At 62.4% G+C, this 19508-nt stretch carries 19 protein-coding genes and 1 other RNA gene; 17 read left to right on the forward strand and 3 right to left on the reverse strand.

Annotated features, from left to right (window positions below; translation table 11 throughout):
- The 4 genes from VFV96_00875 to VFV96_00890 all read left to right on the forward strand — a co-directional run.
- The coding region (locus VFV96_00875) for a nucleoside monophosphate kinase (protein ID HEU5068949.1) at positions 1–267 on the forward strand (267 nt) is incomplete at its 5' end.
- A gap of 37 nt (positions 268–304) precedes the next feature.
- Positions 305–1288 (forward strand): UbiA family prenyltransferase, encoded by a 984-nt coding sequence (locus tag VFV96_00880; protein HEU5068950.1) that lies wholly within the window; start codon positions 305–307, stop codon positions 1286–1288.
- Positions 1285–2541 carry a 3-dehydroquinate synthase gene (locus VFV96_00885; GenBank protein HEU5068951.1) on the forward strand — a complete coding sequence of 419 codons (1257 nt, stop codon included), beginning with the start codon at positions 1285–1287 and terminating at the stop codon, positions 2539–2541. The genes VFV96_00880 and VFV96_00885 overlap by 4 nt, the downstream gene beginning before the upstream one ends.
- Before the next feature lie 145 nt (positions 2542–2686).
- Complete coding sequence (locus VFV96_00890; protein HEU5068952.1) at positions 2687–4063, forward strand: nucleotide pyrophosphatase/phosphodiesterase family protein; 1377 nt, start codon at positions 2687–2689, stop codon at positions 4061–4063.
- A 10-nt stretch (positions 4064–4073) separates the two neighbouring features.
- Here the strand turns inward: VFV96_00890 and VFV96_00895 are convergent, their stop codons facing one another.
- Entirely contained in the window at positions 4074–5312 is a 1239-nt protein-coding gene (locus tag VFV96_00895; GenBank protein HEU5068953.1) for a hypothetical protein, read from the reverse strand.
- Between the two features lie 304 nt (positions 5313–5616).
- Here VFV96_00895 and VFV96_00900 point away from each other — a divergent pair, with 304 nt between their 5' ends.
- Together VFV96_00900 and cobA are read left to right on the forward strand one after the other, a co-directional pair.
- Positions 5617–7011: a cytochrome c peroxidase gene (locus VFV96_00900; protein ID HEU5068954.1), complete on the forward strand. Its 1395-nt coding sequence runs from the start codon at positions 5617–5619 to the stop codon at positions 7009–7011.
- A gap of 90 nt (positions 7012–7101) precedes the next feature.
- On the forward strand, positions 7102–8625 hold the full coding sequence (gene cobA, locus VFV96_00905; protein ID HEU5068955.1) for a uroporphyrinogen-III C-methyltransferase: 1524 nt from the start codon (positions 7102–7104) through the stop codon (positions 8623–8625).
- A 16-nt stretch (positions 8626–8641) separates the two neighbouring features.
- Here the strand turns inward: cobA and xseA are convergent, their stop codons facing one another.
- Positions 8642–10045 carry an exodeoxyribonuclease VII large subunit gene (xseA, locus tag VFV96_00910; GenBank protein ID HEU5068956.1) on the reverse strand — a complete coding sequence of 468 codons (1404 nt, stop codon included), beginning with the start codon at positions 10043–10045 and terminating at the stop codon, positions 8642–8644.
- Between the two features lie 109 nt (positions 10046–10154).
- Between xseA and VFV96_00915 the strand changes: the two genes are divergently transcribed.
- From VFV96_00915 to VFV96_00925, 3 genes are all read left to right on the forward strand, one after another.
- Positions 10155–10298 (forward strand): hypothetical protein, encoded by a 144-nt coding sequence (locus VFV96_00915; protein ID HEU5068957.1) that lies wholly within the window; start codon positions 10155–10157, stop codon positions 10296–10298.
- 6 nt (positions 10299–10304) lie between these two features.
- Complete coding sequence (locus VFV96_00920) at positions 10305–10757, forward strand: Minf_1886 family protein (protein HEU5068958.1); 453 nt, start codon at positions 10305–10307, stop codon at positions 10755–10757.
- Between the two features lie 213 nt (positions 10758–10970).
- Complete coding sequence (locus VFV96_00925) at positions 10971–13517, forward strand: pitrilysin family protein (protein HEU5068959.1); 2547 nt, start codon at positions 10971–10973, stop codon at positions 13515–13517.
- 14 nt (positions 13518–13531) lie between these two features.
- Here the strand turns inward: VFV96_00925 and VFV96_00930 are convergent, their stop codons facing one another.
- On the reverse strand, positions 13532–14491 hold the full coding sequence (locus tag VFV96_00930; protein HEU5068960.1) for a hypothetical protein: 960 nt from the start codon (positions 14489–14491) through the stop codon (positions 13532–13534).
- A 129-nt stretch (positions 14492–14620) separates the two neighbouring features.
- Between VFV96_00930 and ffs the strand changes: the two genes are divergently transcribed.
- The 8 genes from ffs (at position 14621) to VFV96_00970 (ending at position 19490) form a co-directional block, all read left to right on the forward strand.
- An RNA gene (ffs, locus tag VFV96_00935) (signal recognition particle sRNA small type) lies at positions 14621–14717 on the forward strand.
- 89 nt (positions 14718–14806) lie between these two features.
- A complete protein-coding gene (dnaX, locus tag VFV96_00940; GenBank protein ID HEU5068961.1) occupies positions 14807–16624 on the forward strand; it encodes a DNA polymerase III subunit gamma/tau in 1818 nt (605 codons plus the stop codon).
- A 34-nt stretch (positions 16625–16658) separates the two neighbouring features.
- Entirely contained in the window at positions 16659–17033 is a 375-nt protein-coding gene (locus tag VFV96_00945; protein ID HEU5068962.1) for a hypothetical protein, read from the forward strand.
- 235 nt (positions 17034–17268) lie between these two features.
- Entirely contained in the window at positions 17269–17469 is a 201-nt protein-coding gene (locus VFV96_00950; protein ID HEU5068963.1) for a hypothetical protein, read from the forward strand.
- Positions 17466–17753 (forward strand): hypothetical protein, encoded by a 288-nt coding sequence (locus VFV96_00955; protein HEU5068964.1) that lies wholly within the window; start codon positions 17466–17468, stop codon positions 17751–17753. Before VFV96_00950 ends, VFV96_00955 begins: the two co-directional genes overlap by 4 nt.
- A gap of 23 nt (positions 17754–17776) precedes the next feature.
- A complete protein-coding gene (locus VFV96_00960) occupies positions 17777–18088 on the forward strand; it encodes a YbaB/EbfC family nucleoid-associated protein (protein HEU5068965.1) in 312 nt (103 codons plus the stop codon).
- A gap of 192 nt (positions 18089–18280) precedes the next feature.
- Positions 18281–18880 (forward strand): recombination mediator RecR, encoded by a 600-nt coding sequence (gene recR, locus VFV96_00965; protein ID HEU5068966.1) that lies wholly within the window; start codon positions 18281–18283, stop codon positions 18878–18880.
- A gap of 1 nt (position 18881) precedes the next feature.
- A complete protein-coding gene (locus VFV96_00970) occupies positions 18882–19490 on the forward strand; it encodes an HAD family phosphatase (GenBank protein HEU5068967.1) in 609 nt (202 codons plus the stop codon).
- Positions 19491–19508: the final 18 nt, after the last annotated feature.

The raw sequence follows: 19508 nt of genomic DNA on the forward strand, positions 1-19508 counted from the left end.
GAGGAAAAAATTCTCCCCATCGTCCTGCGCCACGCCATCACCGGCGTCGCGCACATCAACTCGGAAGATCATCTCCTGGACAATCCGCTGGCGCTGGCCATGTTGATTGACGTGTTCTCCGAACGCGGCTACCACGCGGCCGTGGACATCCACCGAATCGAAATCCCGGACCGGATCGATATCCAAACCGGCGCCGTGACCTGCCGCATCAAGAAAGTCTTCCGCATCGAAATCCGCTTTCAAGGCTCCGAAATTCGGCACGGGTGAGGGCGAGCGTCAAACCCTCTGCTCAATGGAATCGTCCGTGAGCCAGACTACTTCACCGAAGCGACCGCTGCTGCGCACCCTGCTGATCCTCGGCCGGGTGTCGAATCTTCCCACGGTGTGGTCAAATTGCCTCGCGGGCTGGCTGCTGGCCGGGGGCGGGGCCTGCTCGCGGTTCGCCGTGCTCGGCGGCGGCGCAAGCCTGCTCTACCTCGGCGGCATGTTCCTGAACGACGCCTGCGACGTCCGCTTCGATACCGCGCATCGCCAGGAACGCCCCATTCCCTCCGGGGCCATCCCAGCCCGCGCAGTCTGGTTGTGCAGCGCCGTGCTGTTGCTCGGCGGCGGCGTGTTGCTGGCCTTGCTCGGCCTGACGACGGCGCTCGTCACGCTCGGCCTCGTGCTATGCATCGCCATGTATGATCTGGTCCACAAGCGGACCGTGCTCGCGCCGTTGCTGATGGCGGGCTGCCGCTTCCTGCTCTATCTCGTGGCCGGCTCCGCCGCGCTGGGCGGCATCAATGCGAAACCGCTTTGGTGCGCCGGGGCGTTGGCGGCTTACATCGTGGGGCTGAGTTTCATCGCGCGGAAGGAATCGGACCGCGGCTGTCCCCAGCCGCAGCGCGCGGACGAAGCCGAGAGCCTTGCGAACAACCAGCGCTGCCTTGCATCCGAAGGCGCTGCGGCTGAGGACAGCCGCGCTCCAAACCTCATACACCTCAACCTGCTCATGTTGCCGTTGTTCATTGCGCCGCTCATCACGGGGCATCTCCACGTCACGCCGGAGAACAATGTGACCCTGGGCCTGGCCGGCGTCGGCTACGTGGGCTGGGTGATCTGGTCGTTATGGCACATGATCAAAGGCGGCCCCCCCGCCATTGGCCGCACCGTTTCCGCATTGCTCGCGGGAATCGTTTTGGTTGATATGCTCGCCGTGCAGGGCGGCGGCGGCATGATGCCTCTGGCATTTCTCGCGTTGTTCGCCAGTGCCTTGATTTTGCAACGGACGATTCCAGCCACATGAGCGGTGACACAGAGAGTCTTGGCGAATCGCAACGCTCCGGCGCGACCGGGGCCGCTGCGGCTGGGGACAACCGCGCTCCGGGCGACAGCATCCGCGCCACGATCACCGTGAGTCATGAACATCAGGTTCATTTCACCCACGGCGCGTTTCGCGTGGACAATCCCCTGCTCGCCGCAGTGCTCGGCTCCCAGCCGTCGAACCGCATCCCGCGCGTGCTGGTGGTGCTGGATGAAAACATCGCTGCCGCGCAACCGGCGCTCGTCCCCGCCATCCGCGACTACTTCGCCGCGCGCAAGGCCCACTTCGAGCTCGTCGCCGATCTGCTGCTCCTCCCCGGCGGCGAGACGGCGAAGAATTCCGAGACGGCGGTGAAGCGCATCTACGGCGCGGTCGAGCAATCCGGTCTGTGCCGTCATTGTTACATCCTCGGCATCGGCGGCGGCGCGCTGCTGGACGTGGCCGGTTTTGCCGCGGCGACGGCGCATCGCGGCGTGCGCCACGTGCGCCTGCCCACGACCGTGCTGGCGCAGGATGACGCGGGCGTTGGCGTGAAGAACGGCATCAACGCGTTCGGGAAGAAGAATTTCGTCGGCACCTTCGCGCCGCCGTTCGCCGTCATCAACGACTTCGAACTGCTGGCCAGTCTGCCCGCACGCGAGAAACGCGCCGGTTACATCGAGGCCATCAAGGTCGCGCTCATCCGCGACGCGAAGTTCTTCGAGTGGATCGAGCAGAATCAGGCGGCGCTGCGCGCGTTTGAAACTGTCGCGGTCGAGACGTTGATCCGGCGTTGTGCCGAAGCGCATGTGCGCCACATCGCAACGGGCGGGGATCCGTTCGAGCAAGGTTCGGCACGCCCGCTGGACTTCGGCCACTGGGCGGCGCACAAGCTGGAGCAGCTTTCCGAGTTTCGCATCCATCATGGCGAGGCTGTCGCCATCGGCATCGCGCTGGATGTGATTTACTCGACATTGTCGGGTCATCTCGACGCCGCGTCCGGCGAGCGTATCCTGAAACTCATCGCGTCACTGGGCCTCGAGCTTTGGAACGACCAGCTCACCCACAAGAGTTCTGCCGGCAAACTGAGTGTGTTGCACGGCCTCGAGGAATTCCGCGAGCACCTCGGTGGTGCGTTGACGATCACGCTGCTGAAATCCATCGGCCAGGGCTTTGAAGTGCACGAGATGGATGAGGCAAGGGTGCGCGAGGCAATTTCATCGCTTTCGGGACAACGCTACGGAAACAACTCATGAGCGCATTCACCAACCGGCGGCAGCGTCAATGGAGCGCGGACTTTAGCCCGCTTCAACTCTCCAACTCACGGAGACTTCCGAGTTGCGTCCGCGGCTTTCATGTTCGGATGTTGAAGCGGACTAAAGTCCGCGCTCCTTTCACGGCATGAAACGACTCGCGGTCATCAACGTCGTCGGGCTGACGCAAGCCGTGCTGGACGCATCCACGCAAATGCGGGCATTCGCGGCGAAGGGCACGCGCGCGGCCGTCGTGCCAGCATTTCCGGCGGTCACCTGCACCGCCCAGTCCACCTACCTCACCGGCCTCACGCCTACCCAACACGGCATCGTCGGCAACGGCTGGTATGACCGCACCTTGTCCGAGGTCCAGTTCTGGAAGCAGTCGAACAAGCTCGTGGCCGGTGCGAAAATATGGGAGGACCTGCGCCGCGAGATTCCCGGTTTCACCTGCGCGAAGGTTTTCTGGTGGCATAACATGTATTCCACCGCGGACTGGTCGCTCACGCCGCGCCCGATGTATCCCGCCGACGGCCGGAAGATTTTCGACATCTACACGCACCCGGCCTCCATCCGCACCGACATCAAGCAGGATCTTGGCGAGTTCCCCTTCCCTTCTTTCTGGGGCCCGATCGCCGGGATCAAATCGTCGCAATGGATCGCCGAGTCCGCCAAATGGGTTGAGCGCCGGCACCAGCCAACGTTGAACCTGATCTACCTGCCGCATCTCGATTACAACCTGCAACGCCTCGGCCCGAATCATCCCGACATCCAGCAGGACATCGCGGCGATTGATGCCGTCGTGGGCGATTTGATTTCGTTCTTTGCGAAGCAATCCGTCGAAGTCGTGTTGCTTTCCGAATACGGCATCAGCGAGGTGAACCGGCCAATCCATCTCAACCGCCTCTTCCGCGACAAGGGCTGGATTGCAATCCGCGAGGAACTTGGCTTGGAACTGCTCGACTGCGGCGCGAGCCGCGTGTTCGCCGTCGCCGACCATCAAGTCGCTCACATCTATTTGAACGATCCGGCGCTCGCAAGCGAAGTGCGTGCACTCGTCGAGAAGCAACCCGGTGTGGAAAAGATTTTAGGCGCGCAAGAAAAACTGGCCGCCGGCATCGCGCATCCGCGCGCGGGCGATTTGATCGCGGTTTCCGACGCGCGTAGTTGGTTCACCTACTACTACTGGCTCGACGACCGGCGCGCGCCCGACTTCGCGCGCTGCGTGGACATCCATCGCAAGCCCGGCTACGACCCGGTGGAACTGTTCGTGGACCCGGCGCTGGCGTTCCCGAAGTTGAAAATCGCCGCCACGCTGCTGCGCAAGAAGCTCGGTTTCCGCATGCTGATGAACGTCATCCCGCTCGACGCGACACTGGTGAGAGGCTCGCACGGCCGCATCCCCGACTCGGCGGAACATCCGTTGTTCATTACCGGCAATGCCGCGGTCCGCCTGCCGGATGTTCTCCCGGCGACCGCGGTGGCCGGACAGTTGAAAGCGCAGCTTGGTTCAACGGCTGCCTGAGGCAGGCAGGCTACTTGGATTCGAACTTCATGGTCATGTCCATGTTCATTTCCATCGACTGCTTTTTGCCGCCGGCGTTCATGCTCATGGCCATTTCCGTGTGGCCGTCCACCGCGGCGGACGCGGGCATGAGCTTGGACAAATTGAGCGTGGTCGTGCCGGTGCCTTTGGTTTCCATTTTGCCAATATCCACGTTCAAGCCCGGCATGGCGGGATTCTGCATCTTTTGATTCGCGGCATGCTGGATCACGGTCGTGTTCAGGGTGACCTGGTCGCCGTCCAACGCGGTGATTTCGTAGGTCTCCGTCTGGTCAACATTGAGTCCCTGAGTCTTGACCTTGCGTTTGACCTCCCATTTGCCACCGACGCCGACGGGCTCTTCTGGCAGGGAAACTTGGGACATGGCGGTTTTGGTCTGGTCCATCACTTGTCGCAACTGAGGATTGGCGCCCGCGGGCAGTTTGAAATTGACGTCCTTGGCCAGGCCGCGCTCGGTTGTGACACCGCTGACCGACAAACCCTTGATCTGCGCCAGGGCGGTGTTGATCGCTTCGTTCATCTGCGGCGAAGCCCCGGCTTCTTCAACCGCCCCGGCGTCACTGAAGGTCGCCTCGTAAGCGATGTCGCCGGCGGCCGAAACGTCCTTCACGAGAATGTCCATCACCATGTGCATCGGCGGCATTTTCACTTCAGGTGTGGGGACGCCTTGGGCCGCCATCGTCATGGCCATGTTGATGGTCATATTCATGGTCTGCTGATCACCGGCCTTGGGGTGCAGGCGCAACGCCTTGCGAGGCTCGGCCCCCGCGGCAAGCAGTTTGAACTCCGTGGCGCGGGGCGTCGCCACGGGTTTGGCCGGGGCCGTCGTTGCGGCGGGCGCAGAACTTTCCGCCGGTGCCGTCGCAGCGGTGGGCGGCGTCAACCGGCCGGCCACGTAGCCCAGCCGGTAGTTGATGACCCGCGGCCGCCAGGTGGGATTGTCCCGCTGAAACGCGAGCAATTCCTTCTGGACGTCCAGATACTTGGCGTGCGCGGCATTCGTCTTCCCTTGGGCCTGCAAATTGTCGGCCTGCTCCATGACAAAGTAGATGCGCAGATAGACTTCGTCCGGACTTTCCACAGCCTGGCTGGGCAGGCGCCCGCCCAGCCAGACGAGCGCAACCAGAATACAGGCCGGCCTCAGGAAGCGGCCCGGGTTCAACAAGTAGGAAAGTTCAAATGAGCGGGCGACATTCTGAGGGGCTTTCATGCTGCGCACGGTAAACGCCGGGCCGGAGCCGTCAAACAAAAAGGAAACCGCGGCTCCGGGACGTTGCTGACAAAAATTGTCGGATTCCACCCGGCGGCAGCGACAAGCTTACGAACATGGACACGACTGAAGCCGCCGACGACCAGCAATTGCTCCGACGCTATGTCGCGGAGCAATCCGGGGATGGTGGTCATGTCCCGACTCTAATCAACCGTTAGCCAGGGCCATGAACCGCACCAGGACGGCGCGACGCAATTCATCCGCGTTAATGTTGGCTTAAGGTGCCTTGTTGCAGGGTGGGACCATGAAAGCCAACCTCATTCCCCACCCCCTCCTGCTGGCTGCGGCCGTTGTCCTCACTCATTTCTCCACTCCGGTGGCGGCGGCCACGGCCGTCGTCGCCGGAGCGGAGACGAATGCCACGTTGAGTCTGGTCCCTGCGAGCGCGCAGGCCGTGCGGCTGAATCTCACGAACGCAGCCAACCTGGCCTGGACCGTTGAGCAATCGAGCGACCTGATCAACTGGTTCGAGGTCGAACGCGTGAAGCCGTTCAACGGGGTGTATCATCGTGCCTACCCAAGCGCGGCCGGGGCTGCGGTATTCTACCGGGCCTTTTATGATCCGGCGCGCCAGGACATCGTCAGTTTCACAACCAACGCGCTCGTTTTGCCGGCGGTGCCGTTCAATTATGCGGCGCCCGTCTTGCCCGCGAGTTTCCTGGTCAACCCCGTCCTCGCGCAGGACACGACGCCACCGAACAACCCGACCACGGATGCCGGCGCAACGTTGGGCCGTGTGCTGTTCTACGACAAGCGCCTCTCGACCAACCAGACCATTGCGTGTGCATCGTGCCATCAACCCGCGCACGGATTTTCGGATCCGCGCCGGTTCAGCGTCGGCTGGGATGACAGCGCGGGAACGCGCAACGCGATGGGATTGACGCATGCGCGCTGGTATTTGCGCCGGCACTTCTTCTGGGATGAACGCGCCAACACGCTGGAAGACCAGGTGCTGCAACCGATCCAAAATCCGATTGAAATGGGCATGACGCTGGCCGCCCTGACCAACCGGCTCGCGGCGGAACCGTTTTACACCAACCTCTTCACGCAGGCGTTTGGTTCGCCGGACGTGACAACCAACCGCATTTCCCGCGCGCTGGCCCAATTCGTCCGCTCCATCGTCGCGGTTCAATCCAAATACGACGCCGGCGTGACAAACAATTTTGCCGACTTCAACCCACAGGAGAATCTGGGGCGCCAGATCTTCTTCGGCCAGGTTGGCAATCCGCCGGCCACGTGCGCGGCCTGCCACGGCACGGACAACTTCACGGCGGGTGCGGCGCTGAACAACAACGGACTCGAGCTTCCGTATGTGGATCCTGGCGTGGGGGGCATCACCGGCAACCCCGCCAATCTCGGCAAGTTCAAGGCGCCTTCGCTGCGCAACATCGCGCTGACCGCGCCCTACATGCACGACGGCCGGTTCACGAATCTGGAGCAGGTCGTGGACTTCTATGATTCCGGCGTGGTGGACAATCCGAATCTGTCGCCGCCGTTGCGCAATCCGGACGGCACGGTGCGCCGCCTGCACCTTACCCCGCAGCAAAAGAGCGCGCTGGTCACCTTCCTCAAAACGCTCACGGACCCGAATCTGGCCACGGATCCGAAACTGTCCGACCCGTTCAATTACGGCGACTGAGCCGGACGGTTCGAAGCCGGAGTCAGCCGAGGCGGCGGTTGGCGCCTTTCGACGTTGTGCGCCCGGCGGCAGCGCATAGAATCCACGGACATGAAATTGCAGGGCATTGTTTATTTGGTGGGCGCCGGTCCGGGGGATGTTGGTCTGTTAACGCTGCGGGGCGCCGAGTTGCTGCGCCGGGCGGAGGTCGTGATTTACGACGCGCTGGTGAATCCGGAGTTGCTGCGGCTGGCGCCCGCCGGCACGGAACTGATCTTCGGTGGCAAGCATGCCCGGGAGCACACGCTGACCCAGGAGGCCATCAACGAATTGCTCGTCGCCAAAGCCAAAGCCGGCAGGCGAGTGGTCCGCCTCAAGGGCGGCGATCCCACGGTTTTTGGCCGGGCCGGCGAAGAAGCCGAGGCGCTGGCCGCTGTCGGCATCCCCTTTGAAATCGTGCCGGGCGTTTCCTCGTTTGTCGCAGCACCCACTTACGCCGGCATTCCCGTAACGCATCGTGAACATTCGTCCAAGCTCAGCATCATCACCGGACACGAGGACCCCGCAAAATCCGCGGCGACCATCGACTGGAATGGCGTCGCGAAGGAGCCCGGCACCAAGGTCGTGATGATGGGGACGGAGCGCATGGGGCAAATCGCCGCGCAACTCATCGCCGGCGGAATGAATCCGGAAACGCCCGTCGCCATGATCCGCTGGGGAACGACGGGCCGGCAACAGACTGTCGAGGGAACCTTGCGCACCATTGGTGATGCCGCCGCCGCGGCCCGGCTGCAACCACCAACCGTCGCGATCATTGGCGACGTGGTCAAATTACGGACCAAGCTGAACTGGTTCGAAAAGCGCCCGCTGTTTGGGCAGCGGATTGTGGTCACCCGGGCGCGCGAACAGGCGGCGGACTTCGTGCAGGGGTTGCAGGAACTGGGCGCGGAGGTGGTCACATTGCCGGTCATCAAGATTGTGCCGCCGACCCACCTCGACGCGTTGAAGGATGTGTTCCTCGAACTCGGCACCTACGACTGGCTGGTCTTTACGAGCGCCAACGGTGTGAATGCGTTCTTCCGTTATTTCTTTGCCGGTTTCGACGACCTGCGCGCCATCGGCAACGTGCGGCTTGCCGCCGTCGGTCCCGGCACCGCTGCGCGGCTCAAGGAACTGCACTTGCGCGTGGATGTCATGCCGGAGGAAGCGACCGGCGTGAAAATCGCCGGGGCGATCAATACGTTTGAGAGCCTCGAAAACCTGAAGGTCTGCCTGCTGCGCGCCGAGGACGCGAATCCCGATTTGCCCGCGGCACTGAATGAACTGCGTGCGATTGTGGATGACATTCCGGTTTACAAGACCGTCGCCGAAACGGAGGACGTGACCGGGGCCGGCGCCCGGCTGCTCACCGAAGGCGCGGATTGGATCACTTTTACCAGCGCCTCAACCGTGGAGAAGTTCCATGAGCGGTTTGATTTGCCGAAACTCGCGGCGCAGTTTCCCCGCCTCAAGCTGGCCACCATTGGACCGGAAACGACGAAGGCACTGACCACCCTCGGCCTCAAGCCGGCCGTTGAAGCGAAGCCGCACACGACGGAGGGATTGCTCAAGGTGTTGCTGGCCGCGGCAAAATGAACTGACGCCCGCGCCACTACTTCTCGGCCACACTCGTCACTTCACCGGTCTTGAGCCGCGTCTTGAGCCGCTGGCCGGGCTTCACGTTTTTGGCGTCACTCAAAATCGTGCCGGAGTCCGCGTCCATCGTGATGGAATAACCGCGCGCCAGCACCTGCTCCGGCCCCAGCAGCCGCAGGCGCGCCTCGGCTTGCGCCAGCTCGGATTTCCATTGTCCCAGGCGATGCGCCGTTCGTTCCGTCAACTGTTGGGTCAAAGCGTCCGCGCGCTCGCGCTCCTGGCGCAGCACGGCCGTCGGCCGCATCGAGTGGAGCCGCGAGGCGAGTTGTTGCCAACGCAGGCGTGCCACCTGCAGCCCCTGCTTCATGCCGCGTTCGATGCCGCTCCGCAAGTCATCCAGCCGCTGCGCCCGCTCGTTCAATTGCCGTCGCGGATGCAGCCGCATCAGGCGCCGGTTCAGCCCGGCCAGCGCCTCCTGCCGGCCCGCCAGTTGCTGTTCGCATAGGTCGCGCAGCTGTTGAACTGCCTGCCCCACGAAGGCACGGCTCGAGTAAATGCCGTCGGTGATGATTTCCGCAGCCGCACTGGGCGTGGCGGCCCGCACATCTGCCACAAAATCAGCAATGGTGAAATCAATCTCGTGACCGACGGCCGAAACCACGGGCAGCTTGGACGCGGCGATGGCGCGGGCCACGACTTCCTCGTTGAACGCCCACAAATCTTCCAGCGAACCGCCACCGCGCGTGATGAGAATCATGTCCAAGCCCCCCGCCGGAGCGGCGTGACTTGCGTGGTAATCGTTGAGCAGACCGATGGCGGCGGCAATTTCTTCCGCCGCCCCCTGCCCTTGCACCCGGGCGGGCACGAGGAGAATTTCAAGAGCCGGATCGCGTCGTTGCACGACATGCAACACGTCGCGAATCGCTGCCCCGGTGGCGGAGGTGACCAGGCCGATTCGCTTTGGAAAACGCGGCAGCGGGCGTTTGCGCTCGGCGGCGAACAAGCCCTCGGCCGCGAGCTTTTGTTTCAATCGCTCAAAGGCTGCCTGAAACGCACCGAGTCCCTGGAGTTCAACCCGGCGCACGATGAGTTGATACTGGCCGCGGGCCTCGTAAACCGTGATGTCGCCCTGCAGAATCACCTTCTGCCCGTCCTGGAGCAAATCGCGTTGCGCCACCGATTCGCCGCGGAAGAGCACGCACGCCGCCTGGGTGCTGGCGTCCTTGAGCGTGAAATAAATGTGGCCGGAAGCCTGGACGCGCAAATTGGTGATTTCGCCGGTCACCCAGATCGTGCCGATGTGCTGCTCAAGAAGCCGCCGCACCTGCGTGGTCAGTTCGCTGACGGTAAGCACGCGGCGCGTTTGTTCCGGCGGGAACAATTCCCCGAAGTTCCATTGTGATTTGGCGGGTTTGGCCATGGGCGTTCAGTTATCCATGGATCCGCTTCGGAGCAAAGCGGGAAAACATCCTGGCCAAGGACCGGATTTGGCCTTTTTTGCGCCGGGACATTCGGTCTATACTGGCCCCGTGAAATGGCTGACGCGGCAGGAGCAACTGGTGTTGTGTGGCATCATTGCCCTGCTGTTGTTGGGACTCGCGGTCAAGTTTTACCGGGCGACCCATCCGCAACCGCTGTCCCCACCGGCTTTGGTCGCTGCACCGGCCGAATAATTTTGCATGCACGAAGTCAGTTTTGAACAGGCCTTGGAGCAAATCCGGACCCGCGATCCCCGTTACGCGCGGGACGCCTACTTGTTTGTCCGGGAAGCCTTGGATCACACCCAGAAGCGCGCCCTCAAGTCGCCGCGCGAAAGCCGCGGCAGCCGCGAAACCAAACCGGCCGAGGAACTGCCCGTGCGCCACGTGACCGGACAGGAACTGCTCGAAGGCATCCGGCTTTACGCCCTGGACCAATTCGGGCCGATGGTGCCCACGGTGTTCGAAGAATGGGGTATTCATGCCTGCGCGGATTTTGGCGAAATCGTTTTCAACATGGTCGAAATCGGTCTGCTCGCCAAAACCGAGCAGGACAGCCGCGATGATTTCAAAAAAGGCTACACGTTTGACGAAGCCTTCCGGAAGCCGTTTTTGCCCGAGCGCAAGGGGCGCACCGAGCCGGTGACCGAATAAACCACGGAAACCCTCCAATTTTGCCACTTCACTTTTGGCCCGGCACTCAGCGTCACTCCGCAGCCACCGCGAATCTCATCCTCGAAGAGCAGCCTGGTGTTCAAGTCACGCGTAGTGGCTTTGCAGATGCACGCAAGCGAACCTCACCGTCCGCGTGCCCTGCGGTTATTTTATTCCTTCACCGCCCTCTTTCCGTCATCTTTTCGCCCGCTCATGACTGAATCGTCTGCCATCCCCGCCCTGCCCCCCGGCGTCACGTTCACGACGCTCGACAACGGCCTGACCATCATCGTCCGGGAAGATCACAGTGCGCCCGTGGTCTCGGCCCAGGCCTGGGCCATGACGGGGAGCATCCATGAGGATCGCTGGCTGGGCGCGGGCCTCTCGCACGTGCTCGAGCACATGCTGTTCAAAGGCACCACGACCCGCCCCGGCAGCCGCATTGACCAGGAAGTGCAGGAAGCCGGCGGCTACATGAACGCCTACACGAGCTTCGACCGGACGGTTTATTACATTGATGTGCCAAACACCGGCGCGCGCGTGGCCCTCGACATTTTGTGCGATGTCATGCAACACGCGTCGTTGCCGGCGGAGGAGCTGGCCAAGGAACTCGATGTGATCCGGCGTGAAATGGACATGGGGCAGGACGACCCGGGCCGCCGCGCCGGCCGGCGACTGTTTGAAACCGCTTACACGCGCAGTCCGTATCGTTACACCGTCATTGGCTATCTGGACATCTTCAACGAACTCAAGCCGGATGACATCCGCGGCTACTATCAGGCGCGCTACGCGCCGAACAACTCGTTTTTCGTGGTCGCGGGCGACGTTAAAACGGACGAAGTCGTGGCGCAAATCCGCGTCGCCTACACGGGCAACAAGGCGAAGCCCCTCCCGCCCATGGTGCTGCCGGCGGAACCGCGGCAAACGGCGCCGCGGGAGGTTTTCGAGGAAGCGCCCATCGAATTGGGGCATTTTCATGTGGCCTGGCACATCCCCGAACTGCGGCATCCCGACGTGCCGGCGCTCGACGTTCTCGCCGTGCTGCTCGGCAGCGGCCGCAGCTCCCGCCTTTATCGCGAGGTCCGCGAACGCCTCGGGCTGGTTCACAGCGCCGACGCCTGGACTTACAGCCCCGGCAATCCCGGCCTGTTCGGCATGAGCGGGCTGGTGGACGCGGAACGCTTCGCGCCCGCGCGCGAGGCGATGCTGAATGAAGTTGAAAAACTCAAGACCGCGCTCGTTACTCCCGAAGAACTGGCCAAGGCCGTGAAGCAATTCATCGCTGCGACGCTCGCGTCCCGTAAAACGATGGCCGGACAGGCCGCGGATTTGGGCGGCTCCTGGCTGGCCGCGGGCGACCTGAATTTTTCCGAACGCTACCTTGCCACGGTGAAACGCGTCACGCCCGCCGATGTGCAACGCGTCGTCCGGGAATACCTCACCCCGGAGAACCGTTCAATTTACGCCCTGCTGCCGCAAGGCTCCCGCCCGGCGACGGCTGTCGTGGAGACGGAAGTTCGCGAAAGCGGCGTGGAAAAATTCTCCCTGCCCAACGGCCTGCGTCTGCTCGTCAAGGAGAACCACCGGCTGCCCTTTGTGGAATTCCGGGCGGTGTTTCAGGGCGGTGTGCTGGCTGAGACGCCAGCCAACAACGGCATCACCCAACTCATGGGCAAACTGCTCCTCAAGGGCACGACGCACCGCTCCGCCGAGCAAATCGCCTCCCAAATTGAATCCGTTGGCGGTCACATCGACAGTTACGGCGGGAACAACAGTTTCGGCGTCAACGCGGAGGTCTTGAGCGGTGATTTCAACGTCGGCCTGGAACTGCTGGCCGACGTGCTGCTGAACCCGACCTTTGCGCCGGAAGCGCTCGAACGCGAGCGCGAGGTGCAGCTTGCCGGCATTCGCGAACAGCGCGACAACCTTGTCCGCAGCGCCAGCATCGCGATGCGGCGCGCCCTCTTCGGCGGCGTCGGTTACGGGCTCGATTCACTCGGAACGGAGGACAGCGTCAAACAGCTTTCTTCCGCTGCGGTGCAGGCGTTTCACCAGCAGTTTACCGTGCCCAACAACTGCGTGCTCGCAATTTACGGCGACGTCCAAACCGCCGCGGTTCGCACAGCCGTTGAGAAGGCCTTCGCCAGTTGGAAGCCACTTCCGGAAGCGACGATGGCGCGCAATCATCAAGCCGCCGCAAGTGCCACCGCCCGGCGGGTGGCGGAAACCCGTGACAAAAAACAGGCCGTGCTGGTGATTGGTTATCCCGGCACCACTTTATTTTCGGCAGAGCGCTACGCCTTGGAATTGTTGCAGGAAGCGTGCAGCGATCTGGGTTCCCGCCTGTTCCTGCGGGTCCGCGAACAACTCGGTCTGGCTTACTACGTCGGCGCCCAAAGCATGGCCGGCCTGGTGCCGGGTTACTTTGCCTTTTACTGCGGCACGGCGCCAGAGAAGGCCGGCCAGGTGGAATCGGAACTCCTGCACGAAGCGGAGTTGCTGTGCCGCGACGGCCTGACGGCGGAGGAACTGAACCGCGCCAAGGCCAAGCTGCTCGGCCAGCGCAAGATTTCGCGACAGGAGCTGGGCAACCTCGCCGCGCACACCGCCCTCGATGAACTTTACGGCCTCGGGTTCGACTACTACACGAAGGAGGATGCGGCGCTGGAGGCCGTGACGTTGGCCGACGTTCTGGCGGCCGCCCGGAAGCATTTGCAGCCCGAGCGGGTCGTCGTCTCGCTGGTGGCACCGCCCGCCTGAAACATATCGCGCGCTCATCCGGTGCTGGCGCCCAGCCGATAGGCCGTGCCAACTCCGAAAAAGAGCCAGAGCAGCGTCCACAAGCTGAACGTGCCAATGACCGAGGCAATCAGGCCGATCCCGCGCCGTTCCTTTTTAAAATCGGCCTCGAACTGCTGCTCCGATGTTTGACCGCGGGCGAGAGCTTGCAGCTTCGGCAGCTCCGTTCGTTTGAAGGATTGAACCGCATCGGCGGCGATATCTTCGCCGGCCCCGACAAACTCCGTCTTCGCAAGATACGTTTTGATCTCCGCATCGGTTTGCAGGGTGGCGGCCTCCTTGGCGCGGGCAAACTCGCTTTGGTATTCCTCGCGGGCGGCCTCGTTCATGAATTTCCCCACCTCATGCTGCGCCGCGAGAAAGCCGCCGCCCACGATGGACAACATGGCACACAGCCCGGCAATGAGGCCGAGCCCCGTGCTGCCGAACTTGCCGAGCACCCGCGCCCCAAAACCAACCAGCCCTCCCACGGCCCAGGCGATCAAACCAAACTCGCGTCCCGTGGCCACCGTGAGGCCATACCAAATCCCCATGCCGATCAAGCCACCGGCCACGGCGCCGAGTGCGCCCAACGCCAGGGAAGGCGAACCCTTTGCCGCCGCAGGTTTCGCCGGTGCCGCCAAGGTGCGCGGCACGGCATGCTGGGCCACAACGGGGGGCGGCGCACTGGCCGGTGGCGGCGCACTGGCCCGGTTCAACACCAATCGCGCCTTGGGCGGGTCCGCAGTCACGGGTGCCGCCAAAGGCGGCGGTGAAGCCGGCGCGGCAATGGGAATGGGCACGGACGAAGATTGATGCTGGATGATCCAGTTCGCCTTGTCGGTTCCGGAGAGACCACACACCGGGCACTTCACATCCCACGGCATCTGGCCATCGACCGGCTCGACGTCGAATTTGTATTTCTGGCCGCAATCACACTGAACTTTAAGTTCCATGGCTGCCTCTGAGAATGCCGTGCGAACACGGCGGATGAACTGGGGAACTCGCGCATCATGCGCGGATGCAGCCGGCGCGCAACCGAAAAAAGAATTGCCGCACTTGAACACGTCCGGCACTGTGGACCGCGCCAGGGCCCATGGAATGCGGACTTACGAACCCCGCCAGGGCCGGAAGGCAGCAACGGTAGTTTGCTCTACATCTGCCGTGGTCACCCTGGCATCCTTTTTTGCCGTGGAACGCGGAGTGCGGAATCCGGCGCTTCGCAAATTTGGCTTTTGTTCCGCGCTCCGCATTCCACACTCCGCACTTCTATGAGCTATCAGGTCATCGCCCGCAAATACCGCCCGCAGCGCTTTGCCGATGTCGTCGGGCAGGAGCACGTCACCGACACGCTCGCCAACGCCATCAAGCAGAACCGCATTGCGCACGCCTACCTCTTCTGCGGCCCGCGCGGCACCGGCAAGACCACCGTCGCCCGCATCTTCGCCAAGGCCCTGAACGCCACCGGCGGACCGAATGCCGACTTTGACGTCAACGACCCCAAGTGCGTCGAAATCGCCGAGGGCCGCTCGATTGACGTGCTGGAAATTGACGGCGCGAGCAACAACGGCGTCGAGCAGGTGCGCGAGCTCCGTGACACCGTCAAATACGCGCCCGCCTCGTCGAAGTTCAAGATCTACATCATTGACGAAGTCCATATGCTCTCGACCGCGGCGTTCAATGCGTTGCTCAAGACGCTCGAAGAACCGCCCGAGCACGTGAAGTTCTTCTTCGCCACGACCGATCCCGAGAAGGTTCTCCCCACGATTCTGAGCCGTTGCCAGCGCTTCGATCTGCGGCGCATTCCGATTCCGCTCATTGTGAAGCACCTCAAATTCATCGCGGGGAACGAAGGCGTGACGATTGACGCCCCGGCGCTGCACGCCGTTGCCCGCGGCGCGGAAGGCTGCATGCGCGATGCCGAATCCACGCTCGACCAGCTCATCAGCTTTTGCGGCAACACCATCGTCGAGACCGACGTGCTCTCGATGTTCGGTCTCACGGCGCAGGCCCAATTGCTGGAACTTTCACGCGCCGTCCTGGCCGGCGACGTTCACGCCGCCCTGCGACAATTGAACGAACTGGCCAAAGGCGGCAAGGACCTGGGCCGCCTGCTTTCCGATCTGCTCAACCACTTCCGCAACCTGCTTATCTACCTCGTCTCGAAGGGCGACTTGAACATGCTGGAAGTATCGGAAGCCGAGGCCGGCCTGCTGCAGGAGCAATCCGCGCTTGCCTCGGCTGAGGGGCTTGGCCGCATCATGGAAGTGCTGGCCGACGCCGAAATGCGCCTGCGCGACGCGACCTCGAAGAAGATTCTTCTCGAAGTCGCCTTGCTCCGTGCCATCGAAGCCCGCAACGCGCTGCCGATTGACACCGTGCTCAAGCAACTCAATCAGCTCCGCGAAAGTGGCGGCGGCAACGCCGCGTCGGCTGGAGCGCGGGTCTCCGACCCGCAGCAACGCAGCCAGCCCGAAGCCGCACGGATTTCTCCAGCCGCTGCCGCCAGCGAACGCGCTGCGGGACAAAGTCCCGCGCCCCCATCCGTCTCGCCGGCCGCATCCGTCGTATCCGAGCCTGCTCGCCTCGCAGAAACACACGCAGCCCCCGCACCCGCCGATTTGGAAAGCCTCTGGTCCAGTCTCGTGGATGCCGCCGGCCGCGCGAGCCCCTTTATCAAAAGCTATCTGCTGGAGGCGCATCCGGTCTCGTTCGTAAAGAATGTGTTCACCATCGGCTTCGATCCCGAGTTTGCCGACCACATTTCGCTGATCGACAATTCCAAGAACCACACCCTGCTCCAAACCAAGCTGGCCGAACTCGGCCATCACGGCGCGCAGTTCAAGTTCATCAAAGCCGAAGCCCCCGCCAACCGCGTGCGGCCCGTCGCACCTGCACCTGCGCCCACGCCCCCCGCCGCCGCACCGAAGGCCGCGCCCAAAGCTGCATCGGCTGATGCCACGCCATCCGCGCCCGCCAAGCCGAAGAGCGAGCCAGTGCCGTTCAATCAGGACGAGTTCAAGAACGACCCACTCATTCAGAAGGCACTGGAGGTGTTTAAGGGGCGGATTGTTGAGGTGCGGGCGTGAAGTGTTGGATGTCACAGAACCAATTTAGAATGCTATGCGCATAGCTGGCTCTTTATTCATCGCCATCGCTTTGGCGTGGTTGATTGTTACCCAAGTTGCGGCGTCTCTGCCCAAGGCCGCCAATTACTCTAGGCGCATTCAGAAATTGCCTGTTCAGGCTTCATATTCTCACGATCAGGTTCGGGATATTATTTGGGAGGTGTCCGCCTTTCGATGGTCCTTTCCCGATCAAGCGACGTATTCTGCCGAGCAAGTTTCCAACATCGTGATGACTGCAAGCATGAACAACAAACCAGCGCGCGATGGAACTGCACCTCCTGTATTTGGCCCAGTGCTTCTGCTGGTTATCGGCGCTTTTCTGCTGGGCGTTGGTATCGGATACTCGAAAGACGTTAAACAAACAACTTAGCCTCTGCCTCAAGCTTCTATTGCATTACACAATTTCCAAAACACAAACATTCAACTCTATGTCCAGCATCGGCAAACTCATGAAACAGGCTGCTCGCATGCAGCAGCCGATGGAACAGATCCAGGCGGACCTCGCCAAGCGCACGCCGTAGTGGCGCGGGCGTCTCGCCTATGAGTTTCGGTTCGTCAGCCGCATCCAAACTTGCCCCAAACGTTCGCCAGCGTATCTTCCCGCCATGAGCACGGTTTCCGAAATTGAAAACGCCGTCCAGAAGCTCTCGCGCCGGGATTTGCAAACCTTCCGCGATTGGTTCCTCGGCTTTGACGCTGCCGCGTGGGACAAGCAATTTGAGGAAGACGTGACCGCTGGCCGCCTCGACGCGCTCGCGGACGAAGCCGTTCGCGATTCGCGCGAAGGACGTTGCACCAATCTGTGAGGCACCGCGCCACACCCAAGTTTTGGACGTTCCGTGATGCGCTGCCCAAGGAGATTCAGGAGCTGGCGGACAAATCCTACGAACTCCTCAAGAGCGACCCACGCCATCCTTCGCTGCATTTCAAGAAGGTTGGTCGGTTCTGGTCCGCACGAGCAGCGGGCATCCATTACCGTGCCGTCGCCGTCGAGGATGGCGATGACATCGTGTGGTTCTGGATCGGTCACCACAGCGAATACGACCGGCTTGTTGGTCGCTCCCAATCGGAAAACATTTCAACGATTTAACGGTCCAACTTCTTAACGAATTTATGTCCAGCATTGGCAAACTCATGAAACAGGCTGCGCGCATGCAGCAGCAGATGGAACAAATTCAGGCGGACCTCGCCAAACGCACGGTAGAGGCATCCGCCGGCGGCGGCGCGGTCAAGGTCACCGCGAAGTGCGACGGCACGCTCGCCACGATTAAGGTGGACCCGCAGGCGTTGAACCCGGGCGACGCACAGTTGCTCGAGGACATGCTGCTTTCCGCCATCAACCAGGCGCTCAGTCAGGCCAAGGAAATCTCCAACGCCGAAATGGGCAAGGCAACCGCGGGCTTCAGCCTGCCGGGACTGGGCTGAACTTGTGAGTGAACGACCTGCCTCACCCCTGCCCTCTCCCCAAGGAGAGGGTGAATCGTTCGCCGTCTCAGCGCAAAACCTGCGGCTGGATTTGCGGTGTGGCTTGCGGAAAGAAAGCAGGCACACGCCGGCTGTTCCCTCTCCCGGGGGAGAGGGTCAGGGTGAGGGCGAGCGTCAACCATTCAACTGAACGTGCCTCTCCCTTCCAGCATCACCGCGTTGACCGCCGCGTTGGCCAAACTGCCCGGCATCGGGCCGCGTTCGGCGGAGCGCATTGCGTTGCATCTCGTGCAAACCGAGACCGGCACGGTGAAACAGCTTGCCGACGCCATCCTTGCCGCGCGTGAGAAGGTGCATCTCTGCACCACGTGCGGCGCGTTGACGGAGGTTTCGCCCTGCGACATTTGCGTCAGCCCCCGGCGCGATGCGTCGCTGCTGTGCGTGGTTGAGCGGCCGGTGGACATTTTGAGCATTGAGAAAGGCGGCACGTTTCACGGGAAATTCCACGTGCTGGGCGGTAAAATTTCCCCGCTCGACGGCGTGGAACCGGAAGATTTGCGGATCGCTGAACTGGAGTCGCGCCTGCAGGCCGAGCCCATCAAGGAACTCGTCATCGCGCTCGGCACCGACGTGGAAGGCGACGCCACAAGCTATTACCTCGCGAAACGACTGGCACGTTCCGGCCTCAAAATCACCCGCATCGCCCACGGTCTGCCCGCCGGCACAGGGCTGGAGTTTGCGGACGAACTGACGTTGAGCCGCGCGCTGGAAGGGCGCCGGGAGATTTCCTGACATGAAACCCAAAGCCGTCGTCTTCGATCTGGGCAAGGTGCTGGTGGAGTTCGACTGGGCCATCGCCGCGCGGCGCATGGCGCCGCGCTGCGCGATGGCGCCGGCGGAATTGTTGCGGGTGTTTGATTACTCGCCCCTTGTCGTGCAGTTCGAACTGGGCACGGTTTCCCCGGAGCAATTCTTTGCCGAGGCCGGCCGCATGGTTGGTTTTCAAGGAGCCTTCGCCGAGTTTGGCGAAATTTTCGCGGACATCTTCACGGAAATAACGGCCATGACGGCGTTGCACGCGGAATTGCGGCGACGCGGCGTGCCGACGTTCATCTTCTCCAACACGAATGAACTTGCCGTGGCACACATCCGGAGGCACTTCCCGTTCTTTGCGCAGTTTGACGGTTACGTGCTGTCGTATGAACACGGCGCCATGAAGCCGCACGCGCCGCTCTACGAGGTTGTCGAACGCATGACCGGCCGGCGCGGCGCCGAGTTGCTTTACATTGATGACCGGCTGGAGAACGTCGAAGCCGGCCGGGCGCGCGGCTGGAACGCCGTGCAACAAGTGGAACCTGGGAAAACCATCGCCGCGGTTCGGGCGTTGGGCTTGCTTGGTTGAGCCGGCGACCCCACGTTG

The organism is Verrucomicrobiia bacterium, assembly GCA_035765895.1.
Taxonomy (GTDB): domain Bacteria; phylum Verrucomicrobiota; class Verrucomicrobiia; order Limisphaerales; family DSYF01; genus DSYF01.